The sequence below is a fragment of the Variovorax sp. OK212 genome (genome assembly GCF_900112425.1).
Taxonomy (GTDB): Bacteria; Pseudomonadota; Gammaproteobacteria; order Burkholderiales; family Burkholderiaceae_C; genus Variovorax.
Genome location: NZ_FOLP01000001.1, coordinates 220596 through 234389, shown reverse-complemented (window position 1 = coordinate 234389; position 13794 = coordinate 220596). Strand labels below are relative to the sequence as shown.

The 13794-nt window shown below is 70.0% G+C and carries 15 protein-coding genes; 5 read left to right on the top strand and 10 right to left on the bottom strand.

What is annotated here, in order from left to right; all coding sequences use genetic code 11:
- The first annotated feature begins 1 nt into the window (after position 1).
- The 4 genes from BM004_RS00985 (at position 2) to BM004_RS00970 (ending at position 2892) form a co-directional block, all read left to right on the top strand.
- Positions 2-646, top strand: a complete 645-nt coding sequence (locus tag BM004_RS00985) for a flavin reductase family protein (protein WP_256219737.1) — start codon at positions 2-4, stop codon at positions 644-646.
- Between the two features lie 50 nt (positions 647-696).
- Positions 697-1767, top strand: coding sequence for a ProQ/FINO family protein (locus BM004_RS00980; RefSeq protein WP_093210725.1), 1071 nt, complete (start codon positions 697-699; stop codon positions 1765-1767).
- Between the two features lie 142 nt (positions 1768-1909).
- Positions 1910-2353 carry a hypothetical protein gene (locus BM004_RS00975; RefSeq protein ID WP_093210723.1) on the top strand — a complete coding sequence of 148 codons (444 nt, stop codon included), beginning with the start codon at positions 1910-1912 and terminating at the stop codon, positions 2351-2353.
- Entirely contained in the window at positions 2350-2892 is a 543-nt protein-coding gene (locus BM004_RS00970; protein ID WP_093210721.1) for a hypothetical protein, read from the top strand. Before BM004_RS00975 ends, BM004_RS00970 begins: the two co-directional genes overlap by 4 nt.
- An 82-nt stretch (positions 2893-2974) precedes the next feature.
- Here BM004_RS00970 and htpX read toward each other — a convergent pair whose 3' ends face one another.
- From htpX to BM004_RS00930, 8 genes are all read right to left on the bottom strand, one after another.
- Positions 2975-3850: a protease HtpX gene (htpX, locus tag BM004_RS00965; protein ID WP_093126288.1), complete on the bottom strand. Its 876-nt coding sequence runs from the start codon at positions 3848-3850 to the stop codon at positions 2975-2977.
- 215 nt (positions 3851-4065) lie between these two features.
- Positions 4066-6348: an IgaA/UmoB family intracellular growth attenuator gene (locus BM004_RS00960; protein WP_093210718.1), complete on the bottom strand. Its 2283-nt coding sequence runs from the start codon at positions 6346-6348 to the stop codon at positions 4066-4068.
- Between the two features lie 82 nt (positions 6349-6430).
- A complete protein-coding gene (locus BM004_RS00955) occupies positions 6431-7189 on the bottom strand; it encodes a DUF3025 domain-containing protein (protein WP_093210716.1) in 759 nt (252 codons plus the stop codon).
- Entirely contained in the window at positions 7186-8073 is an 888-nt protein-coding gene (locus BM004_RS00950) for an NYN domain-containing protein (RefSeq protein ID WP_093210713.1), read from the bottom strand. Before BM004_RS00950 ends, BM004_RS00955 begins: the two co-directional genes overlap by 4 nt.
- A complete protein-coding gene (pyrC, locus tag BM004_RS00945; protein WP_093210711.1) occupies positions 8070-9110 on the bottom strand; it encodes a dihydroorotase in 1041 nt (346 codons plus the stop codon). Before pyrC ends, BM004_RS00950 begins: the two co-directional genes overlap by 4 nt.
- Positions 9107-9664 (bottom strand): RNA polymerase sigma factor, encoded by a 558-nt coding sequence (locus BM004_RS00940; protein WP_093210709.1) that lies wholly within the window; start codon positions 9662-9664, stop codon positions 9107-9109. The genes pyrC and BM004_RS00940 overlap by 4 nt, the downstream gene beginning before the upstream one ends.
- A gap of 4 nt (positions 9665-9668) precedes the next feature.
- On the bottom strand, positions 9669-9884 hold the full coding sequence (locus BM004_RS00935) for a YgaP family membrane protein (protein WP_093126302.1): 216 nt from the start codon (positions 9882-9884) through the stop codon (positions 9669-9671).
- Between the two features lie 122 nt (positions 9885-10006).
- Positions 10007-10732 (bottom strand): peptidoglycan-binding protein, encoded by a 726-nt coding sequence (locus tag BM004_RS00930; RefSeq protein WP_177206302.1) that lies wholly within the window; start codon positions 10730-10732, stop codon positions 10007-10009.
- Positions 10733-10983: 251 nt separating this feature from the next.
- Between BM004_RS00930 and BM004_RS00925 the strand changes: the two genes are divergently transcribed.
- On the top strand, positions 10984-11730 hold the full coding sequence (locus BM004_RS00925) for a DUF7003 family protein (RefSeq protein WP_093210705.1): 747 nt from the start codon (positions 10984-10986) through the stop codon (positions 11728-11730).
- On the opposite strand, the gene BM004_RS00920 is transcribed toward BM004_RS00925, so the two are convergent.
- Positions 11731-12312: a hypothetical protein gene (locus tag BM004_RS00920; RefSeq protein ID WP_093210703.1), complete on the bottom strand. Its 582-nt coding sequence runs from the start codon at positions 12310-12312 to the stop codon at positions 11731-11733.
- Positions 12309-13784, bottom strand: coding sequence for a UdgX family uracil-DNA binding protein (locus BM004_RS00915; RefSeq protein ID WP_093210701.1), 1476 nt, complete (start codon positions 13782-13784; stop codon positions 12309-12311). Before BM004_RS00915 ends, BM004_RS00920 begins: the two co-directional genes overlap by 4 nt.
- Positions 13785-13794 lie beyond the last annotated feature (10 nt).

The following is a 13794-nucleotide window of genomic DNA, read 5'->3' as shown; positions in this document are numbered from 1 at the left end:
CATGCGAACCACCGAGACCTTCATGGCCAGCGACGACTTCCATTTCTACGAACCCGCCAAGGGCCACGGCCTGCCGCACGACCCGTTCAACGCGATGGTCGGACCGCGCCCCATCGGCTGGATCTCCTCGCAGGACGCGAACGGCGTGCTCAACCTCGCGCCGTACAGCTTCTTCAACGCCTTCAACTACACGCCGCCGCTGGTCGGCTTCGCCAGCATCGGCGCCAAGGACAGCCTGCACAACATCCGCCAGACGCGGGAGTTCGGCTGGAACCTGGCGACCCGCCCGCTGGCCGAGCAGATGAACCGCTCGTGCGCGGCCGTGCCGCCCGAGGTGAACGAGTTCGAGCTCGCCGGCCTCACCACGGCCGCCTCGCGGACCATCGCGGTGCCGCGCGTGGCCGAGAGCCCCGTGTCCTTCGAATGCAGGCTCACGCAGATCCTGCAGCTCGAGGGCGTGGATGGCGTGCCGGTGCAGACCTGGCTCGTCCTCGGCGAAGTGGTGGGCGTGCACATTGCGCGCCACCTGCTGAAGGACGGCATCTACGACACCGCCGCGGCGCAGCCCATCCTGCGCGGAGGCGGCCCTGCTGACTACTTCGAAGTCAGCCCCGACAATCTCTTCAGGATGTTCCGGCCGCGCTGAACGCGCCCCGCCGGCTTTCTTTTTTCCAATTCATTCCACCGCGCCCCCGCATGACCGACGCTTCCACCGCCACCCCGAAGACGAACGCCCGCCCTCCCCGGCGCCCGCAACTGGACATGGCCGACCAGCTGAAGCAGCTGCAGGCCGGTACAGGAACCGACGCGGGCGCAGATGCGCCCGCGTCCAGCCAACCGGCAGAGCAGGCAGAGCAGGCCTCCCGCCCGCCGCGCCAGAAGAATCCCGGTGGCGACGGCGGCCGCGGTGGCCGCGGTGGCCGCGGCCAGCGTCCGCAGCAGCCGCGCCAGCAGCAGCAACAACAGAAGTCGCAGGCGCAGGCCCAGCCGGCACGCCCGCAGCGCAAGGTGCACCCGGCGCTCGAGCGCCTGTTCGCGCTGTACCCCAAGCTGTTCGGCGCGCGCTTCGTGCCGCTGAAGCTCGGCGTGTACGACGAGCTGCTGGCCCGCCACCCCGAAGACTTCAAGGCCGAAGACCTCAAGGTGGCCATGGGCCTGCATGCGCGCTCCACGCGCTACCTCGAGGCCGTGGCCGCCGGCCTGGCGCGCCACGACCTCGACGGCAACGCGCTGGACCCGGTCGCGCCCGAGCATGTGCACCACGCCATCCTCGAACTACACCGCCGCCGCATGCAGCGCAACAACGGTGAAGACCTGCGCCCGCAGCTGGTGACGCGCATCGCCAAGGCCATCGAGGCCTCCGGCCTCGACCGCGAGGCCTATGCGGTGCTCGTGCGTTCGCGCGACGCCAACGCCAACGCCGTGGTGGACGAAGCCCTGGCCGACCTCGCCCAGCAGGCCGCCAAGCGCGAAGCGCTGCTGCGTGCCTTCGAGGCCAGCGGCCGCAGCGAGCAGGAGTTCGCGGAGATGTACGGCATGGAACGCGCCGAGGTGACGCGCACACTGCAGCGCGTGCGCGACGACCAGAAGAAGGCGCAGGCGGCCGCTGAAGCTGCCGAGGCTGCTGCGGTTGCCGCGGAGGCAGCCGCTGCCGCCGGGGCCACTGCCGAAGCAGTTGCCGTTGCCGTTGCGCCGTCGGCCGAGGAAGCGCCTGCTGAACTCTCGGAACCGTCGCAACCCTCGGAACCCGCGCCCACCAGCAACTGAGCGGTCACGGGCCCGGCCCACCGGCGCGGCGGACACACGGGACGCCGCCGCGTCGCCCACCTTTTTGGTGCGGTGGCCGAAACGTTTTCATACATTTGCAGTTACATTTCTCCGGCCCATTTCGGGCGGAGGAGAAAGTTAATTGAAAAGAGTCATCAGGCTGCTTCTCGCAGCCGTGGCCGTATCCCTGTTCGCGAGCGGCTGTGCCGTCAATCGCGCAACGGCCACCGTCGATCCCTCGGCGAACCTCGACAAGCTGCGCGTGGTGCAGGTCAAGAAGCTCGAGGGCGAAGACGGCACGATCCACAAGCTCATCGCCGGCAACCTGCGCAAGCGCGGCCTGCAAGTCACCGAAGACAGCAAGCCGCCCGAGCAGGTCGACGCCGTCGTCACCTACGTCGACAAGTGGATGTGGGATCTCTCCATGTACCTGCTCGAGCTCACGGTGACGGTGCGCGACCCCAAGTCCGACTTTCCCCTGGCCACAGGCAACTCGTTCCACACCTCGCTCACGCGCCTGTCGCCGCAGGAAATGGTCGACGAAGTGGTCGGCAACATCTTCAAAGAATCGGAAAAACAGAAATGATCCATCAAGCCTTTCGCCGCGCTGCTGCGCTGGCCGCCCTCGCCGTTGTCGTCATGCTCACAGGTTGCGCCTCGCCGGCCAATCGCGACGCCATGACCGCCACCAGCATCGCGTCGAGCAAGAAGCTGCCCTATTCGCTCTCGATCAAAGCCGGCGGCGGCAATGAAACGAATCCCCTGTGGAGCGCGGACATCGCCAACGACGACTTGCGCGCGGCCATCGAGCAGTCGGTCACCAAGACGGCATTGTTCAAGGAGGTCGTCAAGGGCAAGAGCGGCGACTACGAGTTGTCGGTCTCGATCACCCGGTTGAACAAGCCCACCTTCGGTGCCGCGTTCACGGTCGACATGGAAGCCGGCTGGACGCTCATCAAGGTCTCCGACAACTCGGTGGCCCTGCGCCAGGTCATCAAGTCGACCTACACGGGCGGCGCGTTCGATTCGCTCGTGGGCACGACCCGCCTGCGCATGTCGGTGGAAGGTGCCGCGCGCAACAACATCAAGCAGGGGCTGCAAGCCATCTCGGCGCTCAACCTCTGAGCGAACGACACACGGTTCGGCAAACGAAAAAAGGGGCTGGTCGATCGACCAGCCCCTTTTTCAATTTGCGTTGCCGCTCAGCTCAACGCTGCGCGTTCTGCAGCGCCGCGATGCGATCCTCGATCGGCGGGTGCGTGGAGAACAGCTTGCCGATGCTGCCGGTGATGCCCATGGCTTCCACGGCCTTGGGCAGTTCACCGGCCGGCAGGCCGCCCAGGCGGGCGAGCGCGTTGATCATCGGCTGCTTCTGGCCCATGAGCGCGGCGGCGCCGGCGTCGGCGCGGAACTCGCGGTGGCGCGAGAACCAGGCCACCACCATGGCGGCGGCGAAGCCGAGCACGATGTCCAGCACGATGGTGCTCACGTAGTAACCGATGCCGGGGCCCGACGAGCGATCGTCGCCGCGGCGCAGGAAGCTGTCGACTGCATAGCCGATCACGCGCGACAGGAACACGACGAAGGTGTTCATCACACCCTGGATCAGCGTCATGGTCACCATGTCGCCGTTGGCGATGTGCGCCACCTCGTGGCCGATGACGGCCTCGACCTCTTCGCGCGTCATGTTCTGCAGCAGGCCGGTAGACACCGCCACCAGCGACGAGTTCTTGAACGCGCCGGTGGCGAAGGCATTGGGCTCGCCCTCGAAGATGCCGACCTCGGGCATGCCGATGCCGGCCTTGTCGGCGAACTTGCGCACGGTGCCGACGATCCAGGCCTCGTCGGGCGTCTGGGGGTTGTCGATCATGTTCAGGCCGGCGGTCCACTTGGCCATGGGCTTGCTGATGAGCAGCGAGATGATCGCACCGCCGAAACCCATCACCAGCGCGAAGCCGAGCAGCGCGCCCAGGTTGAGGCCGTTGGCCGTCAGGAACCGGTTGACGCCGAGCAGGCTGGCGACCACGCCAAGCACCGCGACCACCATCACATTGGTCAGGACGAACAGAAGGATACGTTTCAAGTTGAATTCTCCGTGGGGAAATCTGCCACCTAGATGTGGGCCCAGGGGCCCACTTCAAGCCGTGCGCGGCATGGAGGCCCTGGGTGTTGTTGTGCGTTGTGGGGCGCTCCGGACGGCGGCAGCCGGTAAAGCCATGATAGGAGCAAAAGTTCCGGCGCCCGGGTATTCCCCGGGCGCGCAAAGGCCTGTCGGAGAGCGCCGAAGGCCCGGACGATTCAGAACAGGCCCGCTGTTCCCGGCGCCGGGCGCGTGGCGATGTCGGCCTGCAGGCGCGCGCCGCGGCGCATGCCCTGCGTCAGGCGCACCGCGAACAGCACGCCGTTGACCAGCACCAGCAGCGCCGCGAACAGCGTCCACAGCGTGTACGCACCGGCGCTGGCCCTGCGCGTGGCGTCCAGGCCCGGGTCGATGCGCACCCGCGTCGTGCCCGCGGCGTCCTTGCCGACGGCGGTCACCAGGCCCTCGAGCACGAAGGGGCGCAGGCCGTCGGCGGTGGCATTGCGCCGCAGCCGTTCCCAGCGTTCGAGCAGGGAACCGCGGGGCGAACCACCGGCCATGTCATCGGCCGCGGCATCCTCGGCGTCTTCGCCCGGCTCGGCGCCGGACTCACCCGACTCACTCGACTTGCCCCGCGCATCGCCGATGCGGGAGGTCGACGCCAGCAGCACGCCGCGCCTGGCCGGCACGATGGCCGGGCGCGCGGCCGCGATCTTCTCGGCGACCACGCTGTCGACGGCCTTGTGCAGCACGCGCTGCACGGTCGCGAGCTGGCTGCGCGACAGCACGAGGTCGGCGTTCTCCGCGCCCGCCTTCGCGCTGGCGGCCAGCGCCGCCCAGGTGGTGACGGGCGTGTCGGCGCCGTTCTTCTCGACGGTGGCGTCGATCGCGCGCACCAGGTCGCGCTGCAGGTGGCCGCAGGCTTCGGGCGAGAGACCGCCGCTGTCGTGGCAGGCGGCGTCGATCATGGCCACCGAGCGGTCGAAGCCGCGCACGACCATGGGCATGTTCTCGCGCGCGCGGTAGGCCGCGAGCGGGTCGGGCGCCTGGCCCATCTGCATGCGCAGCATCGCGATGAGTGCGGCCGACATGCCGTTCTCCGACGCGCGGATGAAATCCGGCTGGGCGAGCGCCAGCACGCTCTGCGGAATGTCCAGCGCGGGCACGACCGGGTCGGAGCCGGCCCAGCGCACGGTGGTGCAGTCGATGACCGGCACGGCGCGCGCGTCATCGCCGCGGCCGTTCATGTCCGTGTCGATATTCATCTCGCAGCGGGCTTCGCCTTCCATGTTCGCGAAGCTGGCCCACTTCGGCGGGTTCTCCTCCAGCTGCGCGGGGTCGGCATAGCCGGGGCTCCTGGCGTGCGAGAGCCACTGCGCGACCACCGCCGCCTCGCCGCGCAGGTCGGGCGCCGACAGCGCCAGCGCGCCGAGGGTCAGCAGCCCGACCAGCAACAGCAGCAGGTGGCGGCCCCAGTACACGGGGCGAAAGCGCCGCCACTCGTCGGCCACGGACCACCGGTCGCCGAAGCTCACCGCGCTGTAGTCGCTGGTGCGCAGCTCGGCCTCGATCACCTCGCCGTACGGCACCGACGCGGGGTTGCTCCAGTGCGAAGGCAGCACCAGGCTCAGCTTGTCGCCGATGAACATGCCGACCTTGCGAACCGCCACGTTGCGCACGTCGGCCACGGCGATCTGGTTGAGCATGCCGCGCACGCGGTTCACGGGCTGCGGCTGGCGCACCGCCGCCGCGGCCGACGGCCGGCGCACGAAGAGCCACGCGCCCCACAGCGCGGCGAGCAGGCCCGCGCCCAGCAGGTAGGCCTGCGCGCCGCGCGTGGCGTCCCAGGTGGCGATCCACAGCAGCACGAAGGCGGCCAGCCACGCGAAGGCGGACGCCCAGCCGCCGCGGCCCATGCGGCTCGCGACCTCCTCGGGCGTCTCGGTGCGCTGGCCGAGGATGTCGACCTCGCCGCGCTCGTAGCGGGCGAGCGGGTTCGCGTCTTGAGCGACCTCGTCGAGGCTCGGCAGCGCGCCGGCTTCGCCGCGCTTCCATTGCTTGTCCTGCGCCTGCTGGCGCTGCGCGCGCTGGCGGCCTTCGAGCAGGTCGAAGCCGTTCACGCGGATCACCACCGCGCACTTCCTGCTGAGCACGACCAGCGCCTCGTTGTGCGGCTCGACGTGGTCGAAGGCGTCGTAGGGCAGCAGCACGTCGACGTCGCCGATGGTGTCGTGCTCGGTCGACGAGCCCTGCGACTGCAGGCCATGGCGCAGGAAGGCGCCGCGCAGTTCGCGCACCTCGTCGCCGACCGTGAGGCCCTGCCCCATCAGGAAGGGTTGCAGTGCGGATTTCTCTTCGTCGGTGATGCGGCGCAACACAGGCGTGTTGCGAAAGTCCTTCAGCGCGTCGCGGTTGCCGGAGCGGCGCGAGGCGTAGACGATGAAGCTGTAGATCGCGTAAAGAATCAGCCCGACCTTGAGCAGAAGAATGACGGTGTCCATGTTGTTGTGTGAGCTCCTCTGAAATGGAATGCAGCCCGCGTGCGGTGCACGCGCTGCGGCGGGCCTCCCGAGCCCGCGAAAACTACGCTGTGACGATGTTCGGCAAGGGCCGGAAGACCCCCGCGTCGGCGTAGAAAGATGCCGCTGTATTTTCAGCGCACCAGCCGGGCACGCCGAGCACCGGAAGGGGTACGAAAGGCTTCGTTCGGAGCCAGTCCGCATCGAAATTTCTTGCGATCGTTGCGTCGTCGAGCGCCAGCGGTGCGCTCATGTCGCGAGGCAGCAGCACGTGCGCCGTGATCGGCTTGCGCGGCGTCACCAGCTTCTCGAGCAGCGCGTGCCCGAACAGCAGCAGGCGCGCCTCGCGCCACAGGCCGCGCTGCGTGACGAACAGCGCATGCCAGTCGCGCGCGGCCAGCGCCCGCCACAGCGCGGGCGGCGCGTCGAGCAGCGCGCCGTTCTCGTCGAACAGCGTGAGCGCGTCGCGCAGCGGCCCGCGCACGGCCCCGACACCGGCGTGCGCGATCTCGCCCGCCTGCAGCGCGTTGAGGCGGCGCTTGGTGTGCGGAAACGCGAGCCACACGAGTCCGTTGAAGAAGTCGTGCAGGTTGTCGCGCGTGGGCACGCTGCGGGTCTGGAAGATGTGCGCCTCGTAGGCTCGGCCTGGAGGCAGTGCGTGCTGGTGCACGAAGTCCGGCACCGGCGTGGGTACGGGCACAGGCTTGGCGCCCTGCAGCGCGGCGGCCACGCCGGCGTGCCGCGCGGCCTGCGCCACCGCTTCGCCGCTCGAACGATAGGGCGCCAGCCAGGGCTGCGCCCAGTCGATCGCCGGCAGGGTCAAGACGCGGGCGCGCCCGTCCAGCGGATGCGGTCGGGGTGCTGCATCACCGCGAACTCCGCGGTGAGCTTGTCGAACAGCTTGAGCGAGCTGCCGTGCTTGCCGAGCAGGCCGGCGGTGCGCAAGGCTTTCGCCACGTCGTTGAGCGGCACTTCCTTGCCGCTGCGCAACGAAGGCGCTGCCTGCAGGATGAACTCGGCGGCTTCGGACGGAGGTTGCGGCTTCGGCGCAGCGGGCGTCTTGGCGGGCGCTTTGGCAGCCGTCTTGACGGCTGTCTTGCGAGCGGTCTTCTTCGCCGCGGCTTTCTTCACTGCCGCAGCGGCAGGTGCGGCTGCCGTGGCCGTGGCCGTCGCCGTGCCGGCGCTCTTCGCGCGCGAGGTCTTGGTGGCGGCCGACTTGGCCGTGGCCGTCGCCGCCTTCTTCGCGGGCGTGGTGCGCACCGCGGGCGCCGCGTAGCTTGCGCCGTGGTGCGCCAGGTCCATGAAGCTGTCGTAGATGCCGACCGTTTCCTCGCCCGTCTTGCCCTGCTGGCCGATGCCGCAGACGCGGCAGCCCTTTTCGCGCAGGCGGATCACCAGCGGCGCGAAGTCGGAGTCGGACGACACCAGCACCACCACGTCGGGACGCTCGTCGATCACGAGGTCGATGGCGTCGACGGCCAGTGCGATGTCGGTGCTGTTCTTGCCGGTCGACAGGTTCACCATCGGGCGCACCGACAGCCGCTTGAACAGAGCCTGGCGGTTCACCGCCATCTCGGCGTTGCAGTAGGCGCGGCGCACGTGGATGGCGCCGTACTCGTCCATCGTGCGTTGCACGGCCTGTTCGATCACATCGGCCGAGACGTTGTCGGCGTCGATCAGCAGCATCACGCGCAGCGTGGGGGTCATGCGAGTTTCCAGTTCATGGTTTCGCCGCCGCGCAAGGGCTTCAGCGTGGCGTCGCCGTAAGGCACGGTTTCCGGCACGGTCCAGCTTTCGCGCTTGAGCGTGACGGTGTCGGTGTGGCGCGGCAGTTCGTAGAAGTCGGGGCCGTGGAAGCTCGCGAAGCCTTCGAGCTTGTCGAGCGCGTTCACGCTGTCGAAGGCCTCGGCGTACAGCTCGATGGCGGTGAGCGCGGTGTAGCAGCCGGCGCAGCCCAGTGCGTGTTCCTTCAGGTGCGCCGGGTGCGGCGCGCTGTCGGTGCCCAGGAAGAAGCGGTCGCTGCCGCTGGTGGCCGCCTCGACCAGCGCCACGCGGTGCGTCTCGCGCTTGAGCACGGGCAGGCAGTAGTAGTGCGGGCGGATGCCGCCGGTGAAGATGGCGTTGCGGTTGTACAGCAGGTGGTGCGCCGTGATGGTGGCGGCCGTGAAGCGGTCGGCGTCGCGCACGTAGTGGGCGCCTTCCTTGGTGGTGAGGTGCTCGAACACCACCTTGAGCTCGGGGAAGTCGCGGCGCAGCGGAATCATCACGCGGTCGACGAACACGGCTTCGCGGTCGAACAGGTCGATGGCGGGGTCGGTCACCTCGCCGTGCACCAGCAGCAGCAGGCCGTGCTTCTGCATGGCCTCGAGCGTCTTGTAGGTCTTGCGGATGTCGGTCACGCCGGCATCGCTGTTGGTGGTGGCGCCGGCCGGGTAGAGCTTGAGCGCGCGCACGCCGGCAACGGCTGCCAGCGCGATTTCCTCGGGCGGCAGCTTGTCGGTCAGGTAGAGCGACATCACGGGCTCGAAGGCGATGCCTTCGGGCACGGCGGCAAGGATGCGTTCGCGATAGGCCACGGCCTGCGCGGCGGTGGTCACGGGGGGACGCAGGTTCGGCATGATCAGCGCGCGGCCGAACTGGCGGGCGCTGTGGGGAACGACGGCTTCGAGGGCGGCGCCATCGCGCACGTGCAGGTGCCAGTCGTCGGGGCGGGTGATCGTGAGGGTCGTGGGGGTGTCTGTCATGGCGGGGGGATTGTCGCATCGCCCCCCAGCAAATACTCGCGCACCAGAGCCCGCGCGCGGTGCAGCCGGCTCTTGACGGCGCCCGGCGGCTCGCCCAGCCGTTCGGCGATCTCGGCGATGGTGAGCTCCTCGAAATCGCGCAGCAGCACCACCTCGCGGTAGTGCGCGGGCAGCGACTCCAGCGCATGCGTCAGGTCCAGCCGCAGCGCGCCGTCGCTGCGGCTGGCGAGCTGGTGCTCGGCGGTTTCGTCGTCCAGCGGCTCGTGGCGGAACATGGCGCGCTGCAGCTTCAGGCACTCGCGCCGGATGACGGTGAAGAGCCACGCCGAGAACGCCGCGGCCGCCTTCAGCCCGCGCACCTTGCGCACGATCACCAGCAGCGACTCCTGCACGGCGTCGTCGACGTCGCTGGCCTGGCAATGGCGCCAGGCGTAGCGGCGCGCGTCGGTCTGGCAGGCCGCCAGCAGGCCCTCGATGGCGGCGGGGTCGCCGGTCTGCGCCGCGCGGACCAGCGCGGTGCGCTCGATGCTGGCAGCGGCGGCAGCGGCGGTCATGGGGTCAGCGCCCCTTGGCGGGCTTGCGCCCGACCATGGCGCACATCGGGCAGAAGCCGACCAGGCCGGTGAGCGCGAGCATGGCGCCCGCCAGCCCGGCGGCCACGGCGAGCGTGGAGCCCGCCGCGCCCCAGTTCATGGCGGCGAAGACCAGGCCGGCGAGGCCCATGGCGATGCGCAGCGCGCGTTCCCAGCCGGGGACATTCTTGACGTAGAGCATGGCGATTCCTTCGTTCCTTGGATGCATGAGGAAGACCCTCGGACACAAGGAGGCGTCGAACCCGCCAAACGGTTCGCGAAAAGTTCGGGGGAGCGCGAATTCTGTGCGCAGGCGAGAAACAGCTAGCGCAGGAACACCCGGCAGGTGCGCGAGCTCGCGGCCTGCACCCATTTGTAGAAATTGACCGAGCTGCGCGTGCCCTTGTTGGGCGGCCAGGGGTCGAACACGCGCAGCGTGGTGCCGCGCCCGCTCGGGTCGCTGTCGCCGCGGATGCCCGCGACCACCACCGTGTGGCCCGGCCGGCCGGCGCCTTGCGCATAACCCTTCGGGCCCCACAGCATGTCGAGCATGACCGGGCCCGCCTCCAGCGCGGCGCGCAGCGACTTGAGCGACCAGGGCGACGGCGCGCGCACCGTGAGGCCGTGCGCCTGCGCAAAGCGCTGCCCGCCGGCCATGCCGTCGTCGTGGGTATCGATGAAGGACTGCAGCGCGCCGTCGGTGGCGAGCAGGTCGCCGGGTGTGCGCGCCAGCACTGCGGCCACGGTGGAGCGGGTCATCATCGCGATGCCCGCGGCCCAGCACAGCGCGGCCTCGGGCGGCGGGATCAGCGCCACGGGGTGCAGGATGGGCGCGTCGCGCTCGCCGTCGAAGGCCACGTTCTGCGTGCACGGGCCGGCCTCGCCGTCTTCCACCAGCCAGTGCGCGGCCTGCAGGCGCAGCACGGCGGCGCGGGTGCGCGGACCGTAGTCGCCGTCGGTGACCAGCGCGGGGCTGGGCGAGAGCTTGCGGTTCAGCGCCTCCTGCAAACGGCGAACGTCGGCTCCGCGCCAACCCTGTTTCAGCATCATCAACGTGCTTTCTCTTTCTGCCGGCGCGCGCATGGCGGCCTCTGGAATTCGAGCGTCTGCATTGTCAAAACCCGGCGCCTCAGCGTCTATTCGCCGGATGGCGTAGCCGGTATGGAGGTGTACGCGGCGCCGCGGCGAACGGTTTCATCAGGGCGTCACCTTGGTCGCGCCACCTAGGTCACGCATATCGGCCACGTCATCCTCCGGCGCTAAAGTCGGCGCCGGGGTCCGCCGCGGGCCCGGGAGCCTCCATGCAGAACTGGCAAGAAGCCGACATCCTTTCCGTGCTCGACCGGTGTTGTGACCACTACGTGTTCCCGATGCTGGACAACGGCTACGTCTACCTCGCGGCCACGCGCCTGTCGCTGTACCGCTCGGCCGACGACTGGGCCATGGTCATCGAGGTGTTCGGCTTCTCGCCGAGGTCGGGCCTGCCCGACACGCACGTGCACACTTTCGCCAGCCGCCTGCACGACCGCGACACGGCCACGGCCTACGTGAACGCCGAGGCATACGCCAACTACCTGGCGAACAACCCGAACAACGAGTCGCGCTTCGTCCACCCCATCGATCCGGGCGGCTGGCTCGACGAGGACAGCGAGGAATGGGTGGCCAACGGCCCGCGCGAACTGGCGCTGCGCGGGCGCACGATGGCCGCGCCGTCGCTCGCGGACTGCGCGGCCCACGGCGTCGTTCCCATGGAAGAAGGCCGGCTGCACACCTTCGAGCTCTGCCGCATCCTCGCGGCCACGCACCGCGAGGAGGTGCTGGCCACGGAGGCCGAGCGCCGGGCCAGCGTGCGGCCGGAGATGCAGCAGATCCTGCAGCTCGAAGCGTGGCATCACCCCGACGTGGTCGACGAAGCGGCGCGGCCGGGCCATTCAGAGACGTTCCAGCAGCTGGCCCGGGTGCTGGTGACCGGCGACGCCGCGCACTACCGGCCCACGCAGGCGCCGAACACGCACTGGGAGAACTGGCCGGACGGCGGAACGCTCTAGCTAGCCCTTGCCGTCCGTGGTGTCCGTGGTGTCCGTCCAAAGCGACGGGCAGGCCTTCGGGCTCAGGCAGTTGCGCCCTTCCTGCGGCGGATCGATGCACAGGCCGGCCAGCGGACGCAGCACGGCCTCCACCGCCTGCGCCTCGCGCACGGTGCGCGCCGTCACGTCGTAAGGCTCGTCGGCATCGGCCATCGACAACTCCAGCCGGCCGGCGCGCAGCCACGCGAACACCGCCACGCCCGCGATGCGCACCTGCCCCGGTTGCCGCACCGGCAGGCCGTAGCCGTGCGCCGCGGAAACGAACTTCTTGAATTCGGTGCCGCTGTAGTGCACGCCGATCACGGGCTCGGGGTGGTCCGGCGGCAGGCGCTCCAGCGCAAGGCCCAGCCGCGCGAACACCTCGCACAGCTGCGCCTCGGACGCGACGGCCAGCGCCACGCGCAGGCAGTCGCCGTCGTTCGCATGGCCGCCGAAGGCCCGGCAGAAGCGGAAGAAGGAAAGGCTGCGTGCCCAGTCGCGCAAGGTCTCGCGCGAGTGCCGCTCGTGCAGGTACGCGTTCCAGCGTGAGTCGTCGGTGTTCATGAACCTTCGATGATCGCAGGCGCCGCCATCGCGCGGGCCAGGTCGGCCAGCCAGAGCGCATGCGCCTCGCCGCGCTGTTCGTCGGGCAGGCGCAGCAACGCCGAGGGATGCAGCGTGACGAACACCGGCAAGCCGTCGCCGCGCTCGTTCAGCCAGGCGCCGCGCTCGGCCTGCACCGCCACCGGCCGCCCGAGCAAGGCGCGCGCGGCCGTGGCGCCGAGCGCCACCAACGCCTTCGGGCGCACCAGCGAGATTTCGCTGTCGAGCCAGTGCGCGCAGGCCTCGGCCTCGCGCTGCCCTGCCGTCTTGTGGATGCGGCGCTTGCCGCGCAGTTCGTACTTGAAATGCTTGACGGCGTTGGCCAGGTACACGCTCTCGCGCGCCCAGCCCAGCTGCGCCATCGCGCGGTCGAGCAGCTGGCCGGCCGGGCCGACGAAGGGGCGGCCGGCCAGGTCCTCCTGGTCGCCGGGCTGTTCGCCCACGAGCATGTGGCCCGCGCCCAGCGGCCCCTCGCCGCACACCGCCTGCGTGGCGAACGCGCCGATGGGGCAGGCGCGGCAGGCGTGCGCCGCGGCGCGCAGCTCGCCCAGGTCGGCGGGCGCCACGCCGCCGGCCGGCAGCGGGTTCAGCAACAGGGGTGCGCGGATGCGGCGCGCGGGCGTGGCCGGCGCGTCGATCATCGATTGGCTGCGCGCGCCGGCCGCCTCGGCCAGCGGCTGGATCAGCGCGGCCTCCGGCAGGTTGTGCCAGTAGCGCCGCGGCATCTCGCGCCGCATCGTCGCGAGCTTCAGGCGCGCGGGGTTGAAGATGTTCTCGTAGTAGGTGAGCCAGAGCTGCTCGCCCGCGTCGGGCGGCGGCTTCTCGCGGCGGTCCGCGCCGTCGCGGAACGACAGCGCCTGGCCGTCCCACTCGACGCAGCGCGCCGGCGTGAGGATGGCCCAGCGCATCTGCGCGAAACGGCGCGCGAAGAACGGCGCATTGGCCTCCACGATGCGGTGATCGGGCTCGAACCACGCGACATGGCGTTCGCCGGCCTGTTCCTGTTCTGCATCCGAACCGGCCACGCGCGTGAACCGCACGAAGGCCCGCATCTTGTGGATGTCGCGGTGCACGGCCTTGGCCATCAGCTGCGCCTGCATCATGTCGGCGTCGATCGGGTCGTGGCGCAGGCCCGGCTCGTGCGCGAGCCGCCACAGCAGCCGGTACAGCAGCGCGAAGCGCTGCGCATCGCGGTGCAGGATCACGTCGGCGCACAGCGCGATGAAGGAGGCGGGCACGGGATGCCGCGCGGCGCCTGCTGCGGGAGGCAAGGGCGCGTCGCCGCCGGCCTCGCCGAACAGGTCGGCCGCGCCGCCGGGCGCACTGCCGTCGTGCCACTCGACGTGGTCCGGCGGCACTCCGGCCGCCAGCAGCTGCCGCGCGTGGCGGCGGAAGGCATCGAGGTCGATCGGGTCTTCGAGCCGCACCTGCATGACGCGTCCG